This is a genomic window from Massilia sp. BAP21 (genome assembly GCF_057801335.1).
Genome location: NZ_CM173596.1, coordinates 261,037 through 281,937 on the forward strand (window position 1 = coordinate 261,037; position 20,901 = coordinate 281,937).

General features: G+C 62.8%; 20 protein-coding genes and 1 tRNA gene. 2 read left to right on the top strand and 19 right to left on the bottom strand.

Annotation, left to right across the window (positions count from 1 at the left end):
• Positions 1 to 23: 23 nt before the first annotated feature.
• The 19 genes from ACWYRN_RS01150 to ACWYRN_RS01240 all read right to left on the bottom strand — a co-directional run bounded on the left by ACWYRN_RS01150 (position 24) and on the right by ACWYRN_RS01240 (position 18,137).
• Positions 24 to 359 (bottom strand): DUF2818 family protein, encoded by a 336-nt coding sequence (locus tag ACWYRN_RS01150; RefSeq protein ID WP_488690731.1) that lies wholly within the window; start codon positions 357 to 359, stop codon positions 24 to 26.
• Complete coding sequence (nuoN, locus tag ACWYRN_RS01155; RefSeq protein ID WP_488690732.1) at positions 360 to 1,862, bottom strand: NADH-quinone oxidoreductase subunit NuoN; 1,503 nt, start codon at positions 1,860 to 1,862, stop codon at positions 360 to 362.
• Positions 1,863 to 1,877: 15 nt separating this feature from the next.
• Positions 1,878 to 3,368 (bottom strand): NADH-quinone oxidoreductase subunit M, encoded by a 1,491-nt coding sequence (locus tag ACWYRN_RS01160; protein ID WP_488690734.1) that lies wholly within the window; start codon positions 3,366 to 3,368, stop codon positions 1,878 to 1,880.
• A gap of 22 nt (positions 3,369 to 3,390) precedes the next feature.
• A complete protein-coding gene (gene nuoL / locus ACWYRN_RS01165) occupies positions 3,391 to 5,505 on the bottom strand; it encodes an NADH-quinone oxidoreductase subunit L (RefSeq protein ID WP_488690736.1) in 2,115 nt (704 codons plus the stop codon).
• Between the two features lie 40 nt (positions 5,506 to 5,545).
• On the bottom strand, positions 5,546 to 5,854 hold the full coding sequence (gene nuoK, locus ACWYRN_RS01170; protein WP_056333562.1) for an NADH-quinone oxidoreductase subunit NuoK: 309 nt from the start codon (positions 5,852 to 5,854) through the stop codon (positions 5,546 to 5,548).
• Positions 5,851 to 6,528, bottom strand: coding sequence for an NADH-quinone oxidoreductase subunit J (locus ACWYRN_RS01175; RefSeq protein WP_488690738.1), 678 nt, complete (start codon positions 6,526 to 6,528; stop codon positions 5,851 to 5,853). The genes nuoK and ACWYRN_RS01175 overlap by 4 nt, the downstream gene beginning before the upstream one ends.
• Before the next feature lie 34 nt (positions 6,529 to 6,562).
• On the bottom strand, positions 6,563 to 7,051 hold the full coding sequence (gene nuoI / locus ACWYRN_RS01180; RefSeq protein WP_229438584.1) for an NADH-quinone oxidoreductase subunit NuoI: 489 nt from the start codon (positions 7,049 to 7,051) through the stop codon (positions 6,563 to 6,565).
• 14 nt (positions 7,052 to 7,065) lie between these two features.
• Positions 7,066 to 8,151, bottom strand: a complete 1,086-nt coding sequence (nuoH, locus tag ACWYRN_RS01185) for an NADH-quinone oxidoreductase subunit NuoH (protein ID WP_488690739.1) — start codon at positions 8,149 to 8,151, stop codon at positions 7,066 to 7,068.
• A complete protein-coding gene (gene nuoG, locus ACWYRN_RS01190; protein WP_488690741.1) occupies positions 8,151 to 10,502 on the bottom strand; it encodes an NADH-quinone oxidoreductase subunit NuoG in 2,352 nt (783 codons plus the stop codon). The genes nuoH and nuoG overlap by 1 nt, the downstream gene beginning before the upstream one ends.
• A 21-nt stretch (positions 10,503 to 10,523) precedes the next feature.
• A complete protein-coding gene (nuoF, locus tag ACWYRN_RS01195; RefSeq protein WP_488690742.1) occupies positions 10,524 to 11,819 on the bottom strand; it encodes an NADH-quinone oxidoreductase subunit NuoF in 1,296 nt (431 codons plus the stop codon).
• The gene (gene nuoE / locus ACWYRN_RS01200; protein WP_229438588.1) at positions 11,816 to 12,304 is read right to left on the bottom strand and encodes an NADH-quinone oxidoreductase subunit NuoE; all 489 of its coding nucleotides are present in this window, start codon (positions 12,302 to 12,304) and stop codon (positions 11,816 to 11,818) included. The genes nuoF and nuoE overlap by 4 nt, the downstream gene beginning before the upstream one ends.
• A gap of 35 nt (positions 12,305 to 12,339) precedes the next feature.
• On the bottom strand, positions 12,340 to 13,593 hold the full coding sequence (locus ACWYRN_RS01205) for an NADH-quinone oxidoreductase subunit D (RefSeq protein WP_488690743.1): 1,254 nt from the start codon (positions 13,591 to 13,593) through the stop codon (positions 12,340 to 12,342).
• Positions 13,593 to 14,186 carry an NADH-quinone oxidoreductase subunit C gene (locus tag ACWYRN_RS01210; protein WP_488690744.1) on the bottom strand — a complete coding sequence of 198 codons (594 nt, stop codon included), beginning with the start codon at positions 14,184 to 14,186 and terminating at the stop codon, positions 13,593 to 13,595. Before ACWYRN_RS01210 ends, ACWYRN_RS01205 begins: the two co-directional genes overlap by 1 nt.
• Positions 14,187 to 14,202: 16 nt before the next feature.
• On the bottom strand, positions 14,203 to 14,679 hold the full coding sequence (locus tag ACWYRN_RS01215) for a NuoB/complex I 20 kDa subunit family protein (protein WP_020654624.1): 477 nt from the start codon (positions 14,677 to 14,679) through the stop codon (positions 14,203 to 14,205).
• 3 nt (positions 14,680 to 14,682) lie between these two features.
• The gene (locus ACWYRN_RS01220; protein WP_229438591.1) at positions 14,683 to 15,042 is read right to left on the bottom strand and encodes an NADH-quinone oxidoreductase subunit A; all 360 of its coding nucleotides are present in this window, start codon (positions 15,040 to 15,042) and stop codon (positions 14,683 to 14,685) included.
• Positions 15,043 to 15,216: 174 nt separating this feature from the next.
• Positions 15,217 to 15,301, bottom strand: a tRNA-Leu gene (locus ACWYRN_RS01225).
• A gap of 297 nt (positions 15,302 to 15,598) precedes the next feature.
• Positions 15,599 to 16,075 (bottom strand): preprotein translocase subunit SecG, encoded by a 477-nt coding sequence (gene secG / locus ACWYRN_RS01230; RefSeq protein WP_488690745.1) that lies wholly within the window; start codon positions 16,073 to 16,075, stop codon positions 15,599 to 15,601.
• A 54-nt stretch (positions 16,076 to 16,129) separates the two neighbouring features.
• Positions 16,130 to 16,879, bottom strand: a complete 750-nt coding sequence (tpiA, locus tag ACWYRN_RS01235; protein ID WP_488690747.1) for a triose-phosphate isomerase — start codon at positions 16,877 to 16,879, stop codon at positions 16,130 to 16,132.
• A 268-nt stretch (positions 16,880 to 17,147) separates the two neighbouring features.
• A complete protein-coding gene (locus ACWYRN_RS01240; RefSeq protein WP_488690748.1) occupies positions 17,148 to 18,137 on the bottom strand; it encodes an NAD(P)H-quinone oxidoreductase in 990 nt (329 codons plus the stop codon).
• A gap of 266 nt (positions 18,138 to 18,403) precedes the next feature.
• On the opposite strand from ACWYRN_RS01240, the gene ACWYRN_RS01245 reads away from it, so the two are divergent.
• Both ACWYRN_RS01245 and ACWYRN_RS01250 read left to right on the top strand, forming a co-directional pair.
• Positions 18,404 to 19,774: an SGNH/GDSL hydrolase family protein gene (locus tag ACWYRN_RS01245; protein WP_488690749.1), complete on the top strand. Its 1,371-nt coding sequence runs from the start codon at positions 18,404 to 18,406 to the stop codon at positions 19,772 to 19,774.
• A gap of 421 nt (positions 19,775 to 20,195) precedes the next feature.
• Complete coding sequence (locus ACWYRN_RS01250) at positions 20,196 to 20,690, top strand: hypothetical protein (protein ID WP_488690750.1); 495 nt, start codon at positions 20,196 to 20,198, stop codon at positions 20,688 to 20,690.
• Positions 20,691 to 20,901 lie beyond the last annotated feature (211 nt).

Sequence of the window (20,901 nt, forward strand, 5' to 3'; positions counted from 1 at the left end):
CCAGGTTGACCCTACGTTGACGATCAGCGGCGCTTGCGCAGGTAACGTAGGACAAACCCTGGAAACGCCAGCACGACGAACAGGCAGCCCGTGATCGCATAGAACTCCCACCCTTGGGCAAACACGTTGCCGATGGCGTATTCCAGTGCGTAGGCCAGTGCGCCGACGATGAAGTATAAGACAAGCAGCTCGAGCAGGCGCACGAAGAAGGGTTTCGTGCGCGCCTGCCCTGCCGGGGGAGACACCTTCCCGAAGGAAGGCAGGGGAACAAAGCCGAACAGACGCTCGTTCGCGAACGGGAGGTTGGCGGCGGCCAGTGCCACCACCACCACCAACCAGCCGGCCAGCGAAACGTCCAATTACGCCGCCAGGGTGGCGCGGATCGCCTGCAGGCAGGTGCCCAGCAGTGCGCCCGGCACGATACCCAGCACCAGCACGGCGATGCCGTTGATCGACAGCGCCAGGCGCATGTCGGCCGGGGTGACGATCGGGCTGGTGTCGACCGCTTCGTCGAACCACATGGTCTTCACGACACGCAGGTAGTAGAAGGCGCCGATCAGCGAGAACAGCACGGCCACGACGGCCAGCCAGATCATGCCGGTGTTGGCCACGGCCTGCAGGACTGCCCACTTGGCCATGAAGCCCATCATCGGCGGCACGCCGGCCAGCGAGAACATCAGGACCGTCATGACGATGGCGAACCACGGGCTGCGGCGGCCCAGGCCCTTGAAGTCGGCGATCTGCTCGGCCTCGAAGCCCGCACGCGCCAGCATCATGATCACGCCGAAGCTGCCCAGGGTGGTGAGCACGTAGGTGATCGACGAGTACATGGCGGCGCTGTAGGCGGCTTCCATGTTGCTGGTGTCGCCGCCGACCACGCCGGCCATCATGGCCAGCAGGACGAAGCCCATCTGGGCGATCGACGAGTAGGCCAGCAGGCGCTTGATGTTGGTCTGGGCAATCGCGGTCAGGTTACCGATGGCCAGCGACAGCACGGCCAGCACCATCAGCATCTGCTGCCAGTCGGCGGCCATGCTCGGCAGGCCTTCGACCAGCACGCGCATCAGCATCGCGAACGCGGCCAGCTTCGGCGCACCGCCCAGCAACAGGGTCACCGCGGTCGGCGCGCCCTGGTAGACGTCCGGCGCCCACATGTGGAACGGCACCGCGCCCAGCTTGAAGGCCATGCCGGCCACCACGAACACCAGGCCGAACACCAGGATGGTCGAGTTCGCACCGCTTGCAGCGCGGGCGGCGATTTCGTTGACGTCCAGCGAACCGGTGGCGCCGTAGATCATCGAGATACCGTAGAGCATGAAACCCGAGGCCAGTGCGCCGAGGATGAAGTATTTCATCGCCGCTTCGGTCGAGGTCGAGTGATCGCGGCGCAGCGCCACCAGGGCGTACAGCGACAGCGACATCAGTTCCAGGCCCAGGTAGATCGACAGCATGCTGTTACCCGAGATCATGATCATCTGGCCCAGCATGGCGAACAGCGCGAGCACGTAGAACTCGCCGCCCAGGTTACCCGAGAGCATGCCGCGCTCGGTGGCGTACTGGCGCGAATACACCAGCGTGATGCCGACGGCCAGGTAGGTGAACAGCTTGAGCAGGTTCGCCATCGGGTCCGACACGTACATGTGGTTGAACGTGTAGACGGTGGTGCCGTCGACGAAGTCGGCGCCGCTCAGTACGGCGCAGCCGATTACCGTCAGCAGCGACAGGTAATAGGTCACGTTGCGGTTCGACTTCTTCAGGTAGAGGTCGATCAGCAGGATCGCGGAAGCCGCGATCAGCAGGAAGATTTCGGCATAGACCGGCACCAGGTTGGTGTCGGCCGCCGCGAGCAATGGGTTGGTCATCTCGTTCATATCGATTTATTGAGGCAGCTTGGACACGGACACGTGTTGCAGCAGGTCGGCAACCGACGTCTGCAGGGTGTCGGCGATTGGCGCCGGGTACAGGCCCATGTACAGCGTGGCAATTGCCAGCACGGCCAGGATGGCGAACTCGCGCTTGTTCAGGTCCACCAGCTCGGCCACGTGCTTGTTGCCGATCGGGCCGAACACGACGCGCTTGACCATCCACAGCGAGTAGGCCGCACCCAGGATCAGGGCGGTGCCTGCCAGCAGGCCGGTCCAGAAGTTGAACTGCACCGCGGCCAGGATGACCATGAATTCGCCGATGAAGCCCGAGGTGGCCGGCAGGCCGGCATTCGCCATCGAGAACAGCACGGCAAAGGCAGCGAACTTCGGCATCGTGTTCACGACACCGCCGTAGTCGGCGATTTCACGCGAGTGCATGCGGTCGTACAGCACGCCGATGCAGAGGAACATCGCGCCCGACACGAAGCCGTGCGAGATCGCCTGCATGATACCGCCCTGCACGCCCATCTCGTTGAAGATGAAGAAGCCCAGGGTGACGAAGCCCATGTGGGCGATCGACGAGTAGGCGACCAGTTTCTTCATGTCCTTCTGGACCATGGCGACCAGGCCGATGTAGATCACGGCGATCAGCGACAGCACGATCACGACCGGGGCCAGGTAGTGCGAGGCGTCCGGGGCGATCGGCAGCGAGAACCGCAGGAAACCGTAGGCGCCGAGTTTCAGCATGATCGCGGCCAGCACGACGGAACCGCCGGTCGGCGCTTCCACGTGGGCATCCGGCAGCCAGGTGTGCACCGGCCACATCGGCACCTTCACGGCGAAGGCCATGAAGAAGGCGATGAAGATCAGGATCTGTTCCTTCATGCCCAGGATCTGGGTATGCCACTTCTGGATCTCGAAGGTGCCCGAGACGTTGTACAGGTAGATGATCGCGATCAGGGTCAGCAGCGAGCCGAAGAAGGTGTACAGGAAGAACTTGAAGGCTGCGTACACGCGGTTCGGGCCACCGAAGACGCCGATGATGATGAACATCGGGATCAGGGTCGCTTCGAAGAAGAAGTAGAACAGCACGCCGTCCAGGGCCGCGAAGACGCCGATCATCAGTCCCGACAGCAGCAGGAAGGAGCCCATGTACTGGGCCACGCGCTCTTCGATGACTTCCCAGGCCGCCGCCACCACGATGATGGTGATGAAGGCGGTCAGCGGGATGAACCACATCGACAGGCCGTCGACACCCAGACGGTAGAAGATGTTGAAGCGCTCGATCCACGGCGCCACTTCATAGAACTGCATGCCGTGTGCGGCGTTGTCGAACTGCGTGATCAGCGGGATCGTCGGCAGCAGGCTGACGACGGCGCCGACCAGCGACAGCACGCGCACGAAGCCGCGGTTGCTGTCGCGGCCCACGGCGAGCACGAGCGCGCCGAACAGGATCGGGAGCCAGATTGCAAGGCTCAGGTAATGAGAGGAGTTCTGCATCATTTGTCTTTTTCTTTGCCTGTGATTAGCGCCAGAACGGGAAGAAGTACAGCAGGGTCGCAGCGATACCCGCAATCATCACGAACGCGTAGTGGTAGATGTAGCCGGTCTGGCCCTTGCGGGTCAGCAGCGCGAACCAGCCGACCGCCTTGGCCGAACCGTTGACGACCAGGCCGTCGATCAGCGCGCGGTCGCCCACTTTCCACAGGCCGCCGCCGATGGCGCGTGCGCCGCCGGCAAACACTGCCTGGTTGAACTTGTCCATGTAGTACTTGTTGTCCAGCAGCGTGTGCAGCGGCTTGAACTTGGCGTAGAACCAGGCCGGGACGCGCGGGTTGACCATGTAGCAGTAGTAAGCCACGACCACGCCTGCCAGTGCCAGCCAGAACGGTGCGGTGCTCAGGCCGTGGATCGCCATGCCGACGGCGCCATGGAATTCCTCGCGCAGGGTTTCCATCGCGGTGTGGTTCTCGCCGACGAAGATCACGCCGTTGAAGAAGTCGCCGTGCAGCATTGGGCCGATGGCCAGGTAACCGATGATGACCGACGGGATCGCCAGCAGGATCAGCGGCAGGGTCACGACCCATGGCGACTCGTGCGGCTTCTGGCCCGGGGCCAGGCCGTGGTGGCCGTGATCGTCGTGCTCTTCCTCGTGGTGCGCGTCCGAATCGTGGGTCGCGTGCGGGTCGCTATGGCCGTGGCCGGCAGCAACAGCCTGCTTGTGGTCGTCATGCGCATGGTGGTCGTGCGCATGGGCCTTGCCGAAGCGCTCTTCCCCGTGGAACACCAGGAAGTACATGCGGAACGAGTAGAAGGCAGTCACGAAGACGCCGGCCAGCACCGCGAAGTAGGCGAAGCCCGCACCCGGGATGTTCGAGGCGTGCACCGCTTCGATGATCGAGTCCTTCGAGTAGAAACCGGCGAAGAACGGCGTACCGATCAGGGCCAGCGAGCCCAGCAGCGAGGTGATCCAGGTGATCGGCATGTACTTGCGCAGGCCGCCCATGTTGCGCATGTCCTGGTCGTGGTGCATGCCGATGATGACCGAACCGGCGCCAAGGAACAGCAGTGCCTTGAAGAAGGCGTGGGTCATCAGGTGGAACACGGCCACCGAGTAGGCCGACGCGCCCAGGGCGACGGTCATGTAGCCCAGCTGCGACAGGGTCGAGTAAGCGACCACGCGCTTGATGTCGTTCTGGATGATGCCCAGGAAGCCCATGAACAGTGCGGTAATCGCGCCGATCACGATGATGAAGGACAGCGCGCCATCCGACAGCTCGAACAGCGGCGACATGCGCGACACCATGAAGATGCCGGCGGTAACCATGGTCGCGGCGTGGATCAGTGCCGAGATCGGGGTCGGGCCTTCCATCGAGTCAGGCAGCCAGACGTGCAGCGGGAACTGCGCCGACTTGCCCATCGCGCCGATGAACAGGCAGATGCAGGCGGCGGTCAGCAGCGGCCAGCCGATGCCCGGCACGAACATGCCCGACAGTTTCTCGGCCTGGGCGAAGGTTTCGCCGTAGTGCATGGTGCCCGACGCGGCCAGCAGCAGGCCGATACCGAGGATGAAGCCGAAGTCGCCGACGCGGTTGACCAGGAAGGCCTTCATGTTGGCGAAGATCGCGGTCGGACGGGTGTACCAGAAGCCGATCAGCAGGTACGACACCAGGCCCACCGCTTCCCAGCCGAAGAACAGCTGCAGGAAGTTGTTCGACATGACCAGCATCAGCATGGCGAAGGTGAACAGCGAGATGTACGAGAAGAAGCGGTTGTAGCCTTCGTCCTCGGCCATGTAGCCGATGGTGTAGATGTGGACCATCAGCGACACCGAGGTCACGACGCACATCATCATGGCCGACAGGGTGTCGATCTGGAAGCCGACCGCCAGCTTGACGGTGCCGACCGTCATCCAGGTGTAGATATCCTGGTTGAAGGTGGCGCCGTCGAGCACGGCCATCAGGGTCTGGACCGAGATGATCAGCGCGATCAGGACGCCCAGGATGGTTGCCGTGTGGGAGACCTTGCGGCCGACCACGTTACCAAGAAACTTGGTACCGAGCAGGCCGGCGATTGCCGAGCCTGCCAGCGGCGCCAGAGGCACCGCCAGTAACATTGAGGAAGAGAGTTGCCCCGCCATGTTGAACCTTAATCGTTATTAATTATCAGCCGAGACCGGATCAGCCCTTGAGGCTGTCGAGGTCTTCCACATTGATCGTGTCCAGGTTACGGAACAGGACCACCAGGATCGCCAGGCCGATCGCCGATTCGGCGGCCGCGACGGTCAGGATGAAGAACACGAAGATCTGCCCTGCCGCATCACCGAGGTAATGCGAGAAGGCGATGAAGTTCAGGTTCACTGCCAGCAGCATCAGTTCGATGGCCATCAGCAGGATGATGATGTTCTTCCGATTCAGGAAAATACCGACGATCGAGATCGCGAACAGGATCGCGCCCAGGACCAGGTAGTGTGCAAGCGATAAAGTCACGGGTTTTGCTCCTTGTTCTGCGCAGCTGCTGCTGCAGCAGCGGCCACGTTGGCTTCGTCGATGGCGCGCTGGTTGACCACGTCCATCTTGACGATGCGCAGGCGGTCGTTACGTTTCACGCGCACGGCGGCGCCCGGGTCGATGGCCTTGCTGTCCTTGCGGCGGCGCAGGGTCAGGGCGACGGCGGCGATGATCGCCACCAGCAGCACCACGGCGGCGATTTCGAAGCCGTAGATGTAGCGGGTGTAGATCAGCAGGCCCAGTTCCTTGGTGCCGCCCAGGTTCAGGGCAGCCGCCTCGGTGCTCAGGCCGACGTTGTTAAAGCCGTTCCACAGCACCAGTGCCATTTCCAGCACGATGAAGGCGCCGATGAACAGGGCCATTGGAAGATAGCCCCAGAAACCTTCGCGCATGCGGTTGACGTTAATGTCGAGCATCATGACGACGAACAGGAACAGCACCATGACGGCGCCGACGTAGACCAGCACCAGCACGATGGCGAGGAATTCGGCCTTCAGCAGCAGCCAGATGCCGGCCGCGTTGAAGAAGGCCAGCACCAGGAAGAGCGCGGCGTGGACCGGGTTCTTCGAGGTGATGACGAGCAACGAGGACACGACCATGACGGCCGCGAACACGTAGAACAGGATCGTTGGAAAAATCGTTGTAAGTTCCATGACTGACGGGGACCTTTTTCTTGTTAACGGTGCATCAGCGGTACTTCGCGTCAGCCGCGCGGGCGGCAGCGATGTCGGCTTCGTAACGGTCGCCCACGGCCAGCAGCATCTCTTTGGTGTAGTAGAGATCGCCACGCTTTTCGCCGTGGTATTCCAGTACGTGGGTCTCGACGATCGAGTCGACCGGGCAGGACTCTTCGCAGAAGCCGCAGAAGATGCACTTGGTCAGGTCGATGTCGTAGCGCGTGGTGCGGCGGGTGCCGTCCTCGCGCTGCGCCGATTCGATCGTGATGGCCATGGCCGGGCAGACCGCTTCGCACAGTTTGCAGGCGATGCAGCGCTCTTCCCCGTTCGGGTAGCGGCGCAGCGCATGCAGACCGCGGAAGCGGTTCGACATCGGGGTCTTTTCTTCCGGGTACTGCACGGTGATCTTGCGCGAGAAGGCATACTTGCCGGTCAGCGCCAGACCCTTGAACAGTTCGGACAGCATCAGGCTGCCGAGGATATCTTTAATTCGGTTCATGTGAATACGCTCTCTTACTTCCAGATATTCCAGGACGTCTGCATGATGCCGGCGATCAGCACCAGCCAGACCAGGGTCACCGGGATGAATACTTTCCAGCCCAGACGCATGATCTGGTCATAGCGGTAACGCGGGAAGGTGCCGCGGACCCAGACCATGGCCGAGACCATCAGGAACATCTTCAGGAACAGCCAGAAGAAGCCGCCGAAGGCGCCGCCGAATTCCAGGAAGCCGAACGGTGCGCTCCAGCCGCCCAGGAACATGATCGAGGCCAGGGTGCCGATCAGGATCATGTTGGCGTATTCGGCCAGCATGAACATGGCATACGACATGCCCGAGTATTCCACCATGTGGCCGGCCACGATTTCCGATTCGCCTTCGACGACGTCGAACGGGTGGCGGTTACATTCGGCCAGGCCTGAAATGAAGTAGATGAAGAACAGCGGCAGCAGCGGCAGCCAGTTCCACGACAGGAAGTTCAGGCCGTGCGAAGCGGCCATGCCGACCTGCTGGCTCTGGACGATGTCGGTGAAGTTCAGCGAACCGGTGATCATCAGCACGACGACCATCACGAAGCCCATCGGGATTTCGTAGGAAATCATCTGGGCCGAGGCGCGCATCGCGCCCATGAAGGCGTACTTCGAGTTCGACGACCAGCCGGCGATGATGATGCCGTAGACTTCGATCGAGGTGATCGCCAGCAGCAGCAGCAGGCCGGCGTTCACGTTGGCCAGCGCCGCGTCCGGGCCGAAAGGCACGACCGCCCAGGCGGCCAGGGCCGGCATGATGGTCATGATCGGGCCCAGCACGAACAGCTTGGTGGTCGCTTTTGCCGGAATGACGATTTCCTTGACCAGCAGCTTGACCGCATCGGCGATCGGCTGCAGCAGGCCGGCGGGACCCACGCGGTTCGGGCCGAGGCGGATGTGGATCCAGCCGATCAGCTTACGTTCCCACAGGGTCGCGTAGGCAACCAGGCCCATCAGCGGCAGCAGGACGCACAGGATCTTGATCAGCGTCCAGAGGACTGGCCAGACCGGCGCGATCGGGCTGGTAGCGCCGAGCTCGTAAAAACTATCGATAAAACCGGGCGTTGCCATTACTTGCCCTCCCCTGCTTTTTCTACGTTGATGGTGCCGAACATGGCGCCGAGGGTGGCGACGGCCGGGTGAGCGGCAGCAACGCGCACGACGTTCGCCGGCAGGCGCTTGTCGATGTCGGCCACCAGGATGGCCGAGCCATTGCCCTGGGTGACTTTCACGGTATCGCCGGCTTTCACGCCCAGCTGTTCAGCCAGTTGCGACGGCAGGCGCACCAGCGGTGCGTTGGCGTCGGCCGTGCGCAGCAGCGGTTCCGAACGGCGCGCGATGGCGTCGGCGAAATAGATCGGCACGTCGGCGATACGCTGTAGTGCGCCCGAACCTTGCGAGCCCGACTCTTCCGAGCGCGATGCAGCCGATGGGCTCAGCTTGGCGATGTTGTTCAGCTTGTCCGAATGGTCAAGCACACCCTTGCCCAGCGCTTCGTCGCGGATCGATTCTGCGGTGTCGTAGTCGAAGCCTTGCAGGCCCAGCAGGTTGCCGATCACGCGAAGCACTTTCCAGGCCGGACGGGTTTCGCCCAGCGGCTTGACGGTGCCGTTGAAGCTCTGCGTGCGGCCTTCGCAGTTCACGAAGGTGCCGGCGGTCTCGGAGAACGGCGAGATCGGCAGCAGCACGTCGGCGTAGTCCATGCCATGCTTGAACGGCGACATGGCAACGACCATCTCGGCGCCCTTCAGCGCGGCCAGGGCTTGCTGCGGATTGGCCGCATCGAGTTCCGGTTCCGCGTTAAGCAGCACATAAGCTTTCTTCGGTACGCTGAACAAATCAGTGTTCGAGGTCGCGCCTACCAGGTGGCCGCCGACGGTGTTCGCCGCTTCGACGAAGTAACCGAACTTGGCGCCGGTGGCGTTGGCGATCCACTGCGCAAGGGCGTGAATCTTCGAGGCTTCAGGATGGTGCAGGACCGAGTTACCCAGCAGCACAGCACCAGCGACGTCGCCGTCGATGGCGACCAGCGAAGCGGCGATGGCTTTCGCAGCGTCACCGGCTTGCACGTTCTCGAAGCCGGCAGGCGCGGCGGTCTCTTTCGAGGCAGCCACGGCCGACACGATCTCGCTCAGTGCGGCCAGCCAGTCGGTCGGCGCGGCGATGATCTTGTTCGCGGTCGGGATCAGGTTGTCTTCGTCGGAACCGTGCAGGATCGACAGCTTGGCGCCGCCCTTCACTGCCTGGCGCAGGCGGGTCGCCACCAGCGGGTGGTCCTTGCGCAGGAAGGAGCCGATCACGAAGGCGCGCTTCAGGTTCGACAGTTCCGCGATCGGCATGCCCAGCCATGGGGTCACGCTGCCGTCCAGGGCGAAGTCGCTCTGGCGCAGGCGGAAGTCGATGGCGTTCACGCCAAAGCCGCGCATGGCCTTGTTCAGCAGGTACAGTTCTTCCACGGTCGAGTGGGCAGTCGCAACAGCGGCGATGCTGTCGGCGCCGTGCTCGTGGCGGATGTTACGGATGCCGTGGGCCACGTATTCGAGCGCGGTCTTCCAGTCGGTTTCGATCCACTGGCCACCCTGCTTGATCATCGGGTTGATCAGGCGGTCGGCGTTGTCCAGGGCTTCGTACGAGAAGCGGTCCTTGTCGGACAGCCAGCATTCGTTGATGTTCTCGTTTTCCAGCGGCAGCACGCGCATCACCTTGCCGCCCTTGACCTGGACGATGAGGTTGGTGCCGAGCGAGTCGTGCGGTGACACCGACTTGCGGCGTTGCAGTTCCCACGGGCGGGCCGAGTAACGGAAAGGCTTCGAGGTCAACGCGCCGACCGGGCACAGGTCGATCATGTTGCCCGAGACTTCCGAGTCGACCGTCTTGCCGACGAAAGTCGTGATTTCCGAGTGCTCGCCGCGGCCCAGCATGCCGAATTCCATGACGCCGGCCACTTCCTGGCCGAAACGCACGCAACGGGTGCACTGGATGCAGCGGCTCATCTCTTCCATCGAGATCAGCGGGCCGGCTTCTTTCGGCGTGACGACGCGCTTTTCTTCGTCGTAGCGCGATTCGCCCTTGCCGTAGCCGACCGCCAGATCCTGCAGCTGGCATTCGCCGCCCTGGTCGCAGATCGGGCAATCCAGCGGGTGGTTAATCAGCAGGAATTCCATGACCGACTTCTGCGCGGCCACGGCCTTGTCGCTGTGCGAGCGCACCACCATGCCAGGCGAAACCGGCGTGGCGCAAGCCGGCATCGGCTTCGGCGCTTTTTCCACTTCGACCAGGCACATGCGGCAGTTCGCTGCGATCGACAATTTCTTGTGATAGCAGAAGTGCGGAATGTAGGTTCCGAGTTTGTTTGCGGCGTCCATCACCATGGAACCTGGTGCGACTTCGACTTTTTTGCCGTCTAATTCAATTTCAACCATTTGATCGTTACCTGACCTGGCTTAAAGGTATTCGGGCACGCAGCATTGCTTGTGCTCGATGTGATGAATGAATTCCTCACGGAAGTTCTTGATCATGGCTTCGACCGGCATCGCGGCGGCTTCGCCGAGTGCGCAGATCGTGCGGCCCTTGATGTTGAACGCGACGTTGTTCAGGAGTTCGATATCTTCTGGACGGCCCTTGCCATTCTCGATACGGTGCACCATGCGGTACAGCCAGCCGGTGCCTTCGCGGCACGGCGTGCACTGGCCGCAGGACTCTTCGTAGTAGAAGTAGGACAGGCGCAGCAGCGACTTGACCATGCAGCGGGTTTCGTCCATGACGATGACCGCGCCCGAACCCAGCATCGACCCGGCTTTCGCGATCGAGTCGTAGTCCATGTTGGTTTCCATCATGACTTCGCCGCGGATCACGGGAGCCGAGGAACCGCCTGGAATCACGGCCTTGATCTTTTTGCCGCCGCGCATACCGCCGGCCAGCTCGAGCAGGGTCGCGAACGGCGTGCCCAGCGGGATCTCGTAGTTGCCCGGACGCTCGACGTCGCCCGAGATCGAGAAGATCTTGGTGCCGCCGTTGTTCGGCTTGCCCATGCCCATGTAGGCTTCCGGGCCGACGTTGAAGATGAACGGCACCGCGGCAAAGGTCTCGGTGTTGTTGATCGTGGTCGGCTTGCCGTACAAACCGAACGAGGCCGGGAAAGGCGGCTTGAAGCGCGGCTGGCCCTTCTTGCCTTCCAGCGACTCGAGCAGCGCGGTTTCTTCGCCGCAGATGTAGGCGCCGTAGCCGTGCGCGGCGTGCAGCTGGAAGCTGAACGTCGAACCCATGATGTTGTCGCCCAGGAAGCCGGCGGCACGCGCCTCTTCCAGCGCTTCTTCGAAGCGCAGGTATTCCTGGAAGATCTCGCCGTGGATGTAGTTGTAGCCCACGGTGATGCCCATCGCGTAGGCGCCGATGGCCATGCCTTCGATCAGCGCGTGCGGGTTGTAGCGGATGATGTCGCGGTCCTTGAACGTGCCCGGCTCGCCTTCGTCGGTATTGCAGACGAGGTATTTCTGGCCAGGGAACTGGCGCGGCATGAAGCTCCACTTCAGGCCGGTCGGGAAACCGGCGCCGCCGCGGCCGCGCAGGCCCGAGGCCTTCAGGTCGGCAATGACCTGTTCCTGGGTGATGCCGCCTTCGAGGATCTTGCGCAGGGCCGAATAGCCGCCGCGCTTGACGTAGTCTTCGAGGTGCCAGTTTTCACCGTTCAGATCCTTCAGGATCAGCGGATTGATGTGACGGTCGTGCAGGCTGGTCATTGCTTCACTTCCTTCAGTTCATCGACCAGGGCGTCGATCTTCTCGTTGCTCATGAACGAGCACATGCGGTGGTTATTCACCAGCATGACCGGCGCATCGCCGCAGGCGCCCATGCACTCGCCTTCCAGCAGGGTGAACTGGCCGTCTTCGGTGGTGCTGCGGAAATCGACACCGAGTTTCTGTTTCAGGTGGTGGGCGGCGCGCTCGCCACCCGACAGGGCGCACGGCAGGTTGGTGCACACGGTGATCTTGTGCTTGCCGACCGGACGCAGGTTGTACATGTTGTAGAAGGTCGCCACTTCCTGCACGGCAATCGCCGGCATGCCGATGTAGTCGGCGATTTCCTGCATGGTTTCGGGCGACAGCCAGCCCAGTTCGACCTGGGCGTGGGCCAGCGCGGCCATCACGGCCGATTGACGCTGGTCGGCCGGGTACTTGCCCAGCTCGCGGTCGATTTTTTTATAGCACTGCTCGGATAACAACATAATATTTTTTCCTTCGGACTTATCGAACGCGCGCGTCACCGGTCAATAGAGCCGAAAACGATGTCCTGGGTACCGATGATCGTGACGGCGTCGGCGATCATGTGGCCACGGGCCATCTCGTCCAGGCTCTGCAAGTGGGCATAGTCGGGGGTGCGGATCTTCAGGCGGTAAGGCTTGTTGGCGCCGTCCGACACGATGTAGATACCGAACTCGCCCTTCGGGTGCTCGACCGCGGCATAGGCCTCGCCCGGCGGGACGTGGAAGCCTTCGGTGAACAGCTTGAAGTGGTGGATCAGCGATTCCATGTTCGACTTCATTTCTTCGCGCGCCGGCGGCACCACCTTGTGGTTGTCGACCATGACCGGGCCCGGGTTCACGCGCAGCCAGGCGATGCACTGCTTGATGATGCGGTTGGCCTGACGCATTTCTTCCACGCGCACCAGGTAACGGTCGTAGGAGTCGCCATTGGTGCCGACTGGGATGTCGAAGTCGAGCTTGTCGTACACGGCGTACGGCTGGGTCTTGCGCAGGTCCCAGGCCACGCCCGAGCCGCGCAGCATGGCGCCGGTGAAGCCCATGGCTTTCGCCGCTTCCGGCGACACCACGCCGATGCCGACGGTACGCTGTTTCCAGATACGGTTATCGGTCAGCAGGGTCTCGTATTCGTCGACGTAGCCGTCGAAGCGCTTGGTGAATGCTTCGATGAAGTCGAGCACCGAACCCTGGCGGTCTTCGTTCAGCTGGGCGATCGCCTTCTTCGAGCGGATGATCGATTCCTTGTGCTGCGGCATGCTGTCCGGCAGGTCGCGGTACACGCCGCCCGGGCGGTAGTAGGCCGCGTGCATGCGCGCGCCCGACACCGCCTCGTAGACGTCGAACAGGTCTTCGCGGTCGCGGAAGGCGTACAGGAAGGGACCCATGGCGCCGATGTCGAGCGCGTGCGCGCCGAGCCACATCAGGTGGTTCAGCAGGCGGGTGATTTCGTCGAACATCACGCGGATGTACTGCGCGCGGATCGGCGCTTCGATGCCCAGCAGCTTCTCGACTGCCAGCACGTAGCCGTGTTCGTTGCACATCATCGACACGTAGTCGAGGCGGTCCATGTAGGGAACCGATTGCAGGTAGGTGCGGGTTTCCGCCAGCTTCTCGGTGCCGCGGTGCAGCAGGCCGATGTGCGGGTCGGCGCGCTGGATCACTTCGCCGTCCAGCTCCAGCACCAGGCGCAGCACGCCGTGCGCTGCCGGATGCTGCGGACCAAAGTTCAGGGTGTAGTTCTTAAGCTCAGCCATTATTTCATCCCGTAGGTTTCTTCGCGGATCACGCGCGGGATGTTCTCACGCGGCTCGATCGTCACGGGTTGGTAGATCACGCGCTTCTGCTCGGGGTCGTAGCGCATTTCGACGTAGCCCGAGATCGGGAAGTCCTTGCGGAACGGGTGGCCGATGAAGCCATAGTCGGTCAGGATGCGGCGCAGGTCGCCGTGCCCGTCGAACAGGATGCCGTACAGGTCGAACGCTTCGCGCTCGTACCAGTTGGCGCCGCGCCAGATGCCGGTGACCGATTCGACCAGCGGCATCTCGTCGTCCGGGCAGAACACGCGCACACGCACGCGCCAGTTATGCTCGATCGACAGCAGGTGGGAAGTAACCGCGTAGCGCAGGCCATCCCAGGTGCCTTCCCCATATTGGGAATAATCGACGCCGCACAGGTCGATCAGTTCTTCGAATTTCAGCGACGGATCGTCGCGCAGGGTCTGCATCGCGGCCAGGTAATTGGCGGCCTTGACCACCACGGTCACTTCGCCGAGCGCAGCGGAAATGGCAGCGCCCTCGCCCAGTGCTTTTTCCAGGGCGAGTTGGAGGACTTCGAGTTTTGTCGTCATGGTGAATCCGGCTGGTTTAACGCGCGATGGTGTTGGTGCGCTTGATCTTGTTCTGCAGCTGCATGATGCCGTACAGCAGTGCTTCAGCCGTCGGCGGGCAGCCCGGAACGTACACGTCCACCGGCACGATGCGGTCGCAGCCGCGCACCACCGAGTACGAATAGTGGTAGTAGCCGCCGCCGTTGGCGCAGGAACCCATCGAGATCACCCAGCGCGGCTCGGCCATCTGGTCGTAGACCTTGCGCAGCGCCGGCGCCATCTTGTTGCACAGCGTGCCGGCCACGATCATCACGTCGGACTGACGCGGCGACGGGCGGAACACGATGCCGAAACGGTCGAGGTCGTAGCGGGCAGCGCCCACGTGCATCATCTCGACCGCGCAGCAGGCCAGGCCAAACGTCATCGGGAACATCGATCCCGTGCGCGCCCAGTTGATCAGCTTATCGGCTGTGGTGGTAATGAAACCTTCGTTTAATACGCCTTCAATAGCCATGGCTTATTCCCAATCAAGGGCACCTTTCTTCCAGATGTACCAGAAACCAACCACGAATTCGGCGATGAACACCATCATCGTGATGAAACCGGTCCAACCCAGCTCGCGCATCGAGACGCCCCATGGGAAGAAGAATGCCGTTTCCAGATCAAACAAAATAAACAGGATCGCCACCAGGTAGTAGCGAACGTCGAACTTCATGCGGGCATCTTCAAAGGCTTCGAAGCCGCATTCGTATGGGGAGAGTTTGGCCGCATCGGGACGGTTCGGTCCGAGCAGATAGCCGAGCACCTGGGGAGCAACGCCGACACCGACGCCAACCAGGATAAAGAGAAGAACGGGGAAGTAATTTTCGAGGTTCACGATGGAGCCTATTTGAACGATCGGTTAGTAAAACCACTGCATTGGATGCAGCGCCGTATCGCGCAATCCTGGCCTCGTGCCTGCCACCAGGACCGTACGACTGATCCTCGTAAAAAAGCCAGCTCAGGCTGGAGAGCGGTTGCTCATCGCCCTTGCTGGCTTTCTTTAATATCTTGGTGCCGACGGCGAGACTCGAACTCGCACAGCTTGCGCCACTACCCCCTCAAGATAGCGTGTCTACCAATTTCACCACGTCGGCTGGAGACCAGTATTATACCCTGCCTTAACACCTTCTTTCAATGCACAAATTGAGGTGTCACAAGGAAAAGTAAGCTTTTTCTCAAACTTTCTATAGGATCAAGCCGATGCGCGATCCTAGCAGCTTGGAGAAACCGATGGCGCGCAAATCGAACGCCATCGTGCATACTGGGGAACTGCTGTAAAACATTTCTGTAGGGTGGACGGCTTCGCCGTCCACGCGTTCAACGAACGCTTGCGCCCCACATGCGCCTGACGGCTGCCACCCCATCGGGCGCGCGGCCGCATGAAACCATGATTACTGCTGGGTCGCCGGAGCAGCCGGTGCCGGGGCTGCCGGTGCAGTCGTCGCCGGCGCCGCAGGCGCTGCGGCCGCAGGCACATCGCTTGCCGGCGCCGCTGGCACGCCGGCGGTCGGCGCCGGTGCTTCGGCCGGGGTGGCGTTGGTGGCCGGTACGTTCGCACCAGGCGCCGTCGGCACGCCGTTGGTCTGGGAAGTCGCACGCTCCATCACGCCGCCGCCGGTGGCAACGGTACGGTTGTTGCTCATCGAAGCCAGGCCCAGGGTCGACGCGAAGAAGATCGCAGCGGCGACGGCGGTCGACTTCGACAGGAAGTTCGACGAACCGCTGGCGCCGAACAGGCTGCCCGAGGCGCCCGAACCGAAGGCGGCGCCCATGTCGGCACCCTTACCGTGCTGCAGCAGCACCAAGCCGATGATGACCAGGGCCGAAATCACCTGCACGACAACTACGAGATTGAACAACACGTTCATTACAGTTCCATTCCAAGTTTATTAACTACGTTGCAAATTCTATTCAGGCCAGGATCAGGCCGCGGCGCCGATGATCGCCAGGAAGTCGGCCGCCTTCAGGGCCGCGCCGCCGATCAGGCCGCCGTCGATGTCATCCTGCGCCATCAGCTCGACCGCATTGTCCGGCTTCATGCTGCCGCCGTACAGGATGGCGACGCATTCGGCCGCTTCGGCGTTGCGTTCACGCAATTGCGCGCGCAACTGGGCATGGACTTCCTGCGCCATGTCCGGGGTGGCGGTCTTGCCGGTGCCGATTGCCCATACGGGTTCGTAGGCGACCACGATACGCGCCACGCTTTCCACGTCAAGGACTTCGAGCACGGCCGACAATTGTTGGGCGACAATAACATTTGTTTGGCCGGCTTCGCGCTCGGCCAGGGTTTCACCCACGCAGACGATCGGGGTGATGCCGGCATTCAGCGCGGCCAGCGCCTTCTGCGCCACGGTCTCGTTCGTTTCGCCATGGTAGGCGCGGCGTTCCGAGTGGCCGACGATGGCGTACTGGCAGCCGAAGTCGACCAGCATCGAGGCTGCGACTTCGCCAGTGTAGGCGCCGCTCACGTGTTGCGACACGTCCTGCGCACCCCAGGCCAGCGGGCTGCCGGTCAGCGTGTCGACGCATTGCTGCAGATAGGGAGCCGGAACGCAGACGGCGCATGTGGCCTGTGCGTTGTCCAGGCCAGCGACAATACCGGCCAGCAGCGACGCATTCGCCGCACGGCTGCCGTTCATCTTCCAGTTACCTACGACGAGTTTGGGACGCATATTACCCCACAGTCAAATAACCCGCTATTCTAGCCGCCGTTCCGGGGGTGGTCAAACAATGGCTGAGCGGGAGTGTTAAAAACGTGGCAATAAAACCTTATATTGGTTTGCTATTGTTTGTTGGACGCGTGAAAGGCAGAGCCTTCCACCCTACGGACACTGTAGGGTGGACGGGTTACCCGTCCACGCGTTCAACGATCACGTGCACATTCGGTCCGGATTAGTTCGTAGGATGGGTTCTCGAACCCACCTGCCTGCACCGCCCGAATCAAACCACTTGCAACACAATCTTCCCGACATGCGTGCTCGACTCCATGAGCGCGTGCGCCTCCGCCGCCTGCTCAAGCGGGAACGTCTTGTAAATCACCGGCTTGATCTTCCCCGCCGCAAACAACGGCCACACCTGCTCGCGCAGCTTCTGCGCAATCGCGCCCTTGAACGCCACCGGCCGCGGCCGCAGCGTCGAACCGCCGATCGACAGCCGCCGGCGCAGCACCTGCCCCAGGTCGACGTTCGCCTTGGCCCCGCCCAGCAATGCGATCAGCGCGATCCGCCCGTCGTCTGCCAGGCAATCGATCTCGCGCGCCACGTAGTCGCCGGCCACCATGTCCAGCACCACGTCGACGCCCTTCCCGCCCGTCAACGACTTGACGACGTCGACGAAGTCCTCACTCCGGTAATTGATCCCGCGCTCGGCGCCAAGTTCCTCGCAGGCGCGGCATTTCTCGTCGCTGCCGGCGGTGGCGAACACGCGGTGCCCCAGGGCCGTGGCCAGCTGGATCGCCGTCACACCGATGCCCGAGGTGCCGCCCTGCACCAGCAGGGTCTCGCCTTCCTTCAGGCCGGCGCGGTCGAAGACATTGGTCCAGACGGTGAAGAAGGTTTCCGGCAGCGATGCCGCCTCGACCGCGCTCAAGCCTTGCGGCATCGGCAGGCATTGCGCCAGCGGCGCCGCGCAATACTCGGCATAGCCGCCGCCCTGCACCAGCGCGCAGACCATGTCGCCCTTCCGGAAGCCGCTGTTGTTGAGCTCACCGAGGTCGCCATCGACGATCTCGCCCGCCACTTCCAGGCCCGGCAGGTCGGAGGCGCCCGGCGGCACCGGATAGTGGCCCAGGCGCTGCAGCACGTCGGGCCGGTTGATACCGGCCGCGTGCACGCGGATCAGCACTTCGCCCGCTTTCAGTTCCGGCTGCGGCCGTTCGCACAGTTGCAGTACCTCAGGCTTGCCCGGTTGGGTGATTTCGATTGCGCGCATTCCGGCCTCCTTAAGAAAACGGCAATTGTACGCCAGCCCTTGCGCACGCGTTGGCGGCCCAAAGTGTTGCTCGCAAGAGAATGTATTTCTTATTTGCGTGCTCAAGCGCAAACAAATTCTTCAATGCATGAGCTTTTCACGGAACTTTTAAGCTGGCACAACGAACTCGTCCGTAGCCATCTTGTCCGACCCCATGCGCGCCGCATAGATTGGAAACGCGAGCTCAGCCAGACGAGTCGTTTCCACTAATCAAAAGGAGCACGATCATGCACCTGATGCCGACTGCCCTGTTCAATTTCGCGCGCCGCAAGAAGTCCAGCCTTCCTCCCGCGCTGCCCCGTCCCATCCCAACGCGCCGTTCGCGCTTCGGCGTCGTGCTGGCGGGCGCCGCCCTCGCCGCCATCCTGGCCCTGCCCGGGCACGGCGCCAACGCCCAGGGCTGGAACAACGAACGCTGGACCGGCACCTGGGGCACGGCCCCGGCCGGTCCGCCGGCACCCGCCAGCCTGCAAACCTTCACCGACCAGACCCTGCGCCTGATCGTCCACACCAGCATCGGCGGCAACCGCGTGCGCATCCGCGTGTCGAACGAGTTCGGCGCCGTGCCGCTGCGCATCGGCGCGGCCCGCATCGGCGTGCGTGCCAGCGGCTCCGACGTCGCGCCCGGCACCGACCGCGTGCTCACCTTCAGCGGCCGCTCCTCCATCGTGATCCCGCCCGGCGCGCCAGTGCTGTCCGACCCGGTCGAGCTGAACGTGGCGGCCCTGTCCGACCTCGCCGTCAGCCTCTACCTGCCGGGCACGGTGGACGCCACTACCATCCACAACACCGGCCTGCAGACCAACTACGTGTCGCTGCCGGGCGACTTCACGGCGTCGGCCACCCTGCCGGTGCAGCGCACCATCACGGCCTGGCCCTTCCTCACCGAAGTCGACATCGACAGCGCCGGGCCGAGTATCGTGACCCTGGGCGATTCGATCACCGACGGCACCCGCAGCACGGTCGACACCAACAACCGCTGGCCCGACTGGCTGGCGCGGCGCCTGCAGACCGTGCGCGACCCGGTGCTCGGGATCAATGGCCGCCTCGGCGTGGTGAACCGCGGCATCAGCGGCAACCGCCTGCTCACCGATTCGCCGAACACCCTGGCCGGGCGCAGCATCCAGGAGCGTTTCGACCGCGACGTGCTCGCCACCGCAGGCGTGCGCTACATGACCCTGCTCATCGGCATCAACGATATCGGCAACAGCTCGGCCACCAATCCGGTCACGGCCGACGACCTGATCGCCGGCTACCGCCAGGTGATCGCGCGGGCGCATGCGAAGGGCATCGCCATCTTCGGCGCCACGCTCACGCCCTTCGAGGGTGCGGGCTATTACTCGCCCGAGAAGGAAGTCGTGCGTCAGGCGGTGAACAACTGGATCCGCTCCAGCGACGAGTTCGACGGCGTGATCGACTTCGACGGGGCCACGCGCGACCCGGCGCACCCGACGCGCTTCCTGGCGGCCTACGACAGCGGCGACCACCTGCATCCGAACGACCTCGGTTATCAGGCGATGGGGAACGCGGTGTCGCTGACCCTGTTCCGCTCGTTGGGCGTGGCTGCGGCAAAGCCGGTGCCGGCGCTGGAACGATAGATCCGGTCCTGCCCGCCGCCGACCGGCATGGGCGCGGCGGCGGGCATCTTCGGGACAGGCAAGGTCCATCCAGGCACAACAGGCTGGCCAGCCCGGTAGGATGGGCGGACGGCGAGGTAGTCATCGCCTTCATCCTCGCTCAAGCGCACGATACGGCACGATTCCGCACGATTTGCTCACGAAAGCGCACGACACGCCTACGAAAACGCACGATCTGTTGATGCAAATGCACGATGGGCGCACGAAAGCGAACGATACGAAAGCTGAATGTCTAACCGTCTGTACAGCCGTCACCGTGATCGCTTGAAAGCGTGCGCGCATCGTGCGGTTTCGCGGGACTATCGTGCCAAATCGCGCGCCTGTCGTACATTCTCACACCCATATCGTGCGATATCGTTCAATAACGTGTGAAAGCGAGCCTATGAAGACGACACCTGCTCCGGCTTCCGCCATGCCGATCCCGATACCGCTGGAACTGCACCAGCAACTGCTGCTCGCGTCGATCCAGTCCGGCTTCACGCAAGAAGTATGGGAAATCGGCGCCGCCGCCATTCGGGACTGGCTGGCTCGCAATGCGCCGGAATCGTTCGCCATGCCGGTGACGTCGGGCTATCAATGGAAGCATGTCTTCCTGCCCAAAGGCACAGTGCTCAGGACAGTATTCGACGGCAAGAACTTCCATGCACACGTCGATGGTGACCGGCTACTGTACGAGGGCGCCGCCATCACGCCGAGCCGCTTCGCCAATGCCGTGGGCGGCGTGCGGCGCAATGCATGGAAAGTGATCTGGGTGCTGTTACCGAACGCGCCGACATGGAAGCTTGCCGATGAACTCAGGCCGCGACGGACAGCCGCCAGGGCGCAAGGGAGAACACCTTTGGCGCCGCTTGCAAGCCAACGCAAGCCGAGGCGTTGAGCCTTATGGCCACACCCGCATTCCCGGCCACATCACTATTCCGGTCGCGCCCGATACACACGCTGCCATGTCGACGACGTATCGGGCATCGGCCGTGCCGACGCGCGCCGGCTGGCGATCGTCTTCACCGCCAGCGCGTCATGCACGCGTTGTACACGCTCGACCTGACAGTCGAATACCGGACAACATGTGCGGATTGTCACGCTGGCCC